The organism is Streptococcus sp. KR, assembly GCF_002238115.1.
GTDB lineage: Bacteria > Bacillota > Bacilli > Lactobacillales > Streptococcaceae > Streptococcus.
Genome location: NZ_NGVM01000209.1, coordinates 1 through 337 on the forward strand (window position 1 = coordinate 1; position 337 = coordinate 337).

The window sequence follows — 337 nt, forward strand, 5'->3', positions numbered from 1 at the left end:
AGATTGATCCAAAACAATTGGTCGACCAGCATTAGCACCAGAGTTCTGATTCTCAAACGATTTTCTAATATTTTCTTTAGCTTCCGGTTCCAATTTGGCCGCCGGAACCGTAATCGTATAACTAGGCGCAATTGCATTCTTTAAACTGCTTAGTGATAATTGATTACTATAATTCTGGATGTTAATTTCTTTAGCTAAACTGTTTAGCGGACTGCTACCCACTAGTTCAGTGGCAACTTGCCCAGAAACAAACAAGCGAAAATGTAAAATGTCGGCAGCTAAATATGTCACCTGCCCTCGGTCATCACCGTAATTAACTGTGTAATAAAGAACATTT

The 337-nt window shown here is 38.9% G+C and carries 1 protein-coding gene; it reads right to left on the minus strand.

Annotation, left to right across the window (positions count from 1 at the left end; genetic code table 11):
- A partial coding sequence (locus CBI42_RS11640; protein WP_142294149.1) for a phage portal protein occupies positions 1-337 on the minus strand: 337 nt, incomplete at both ends.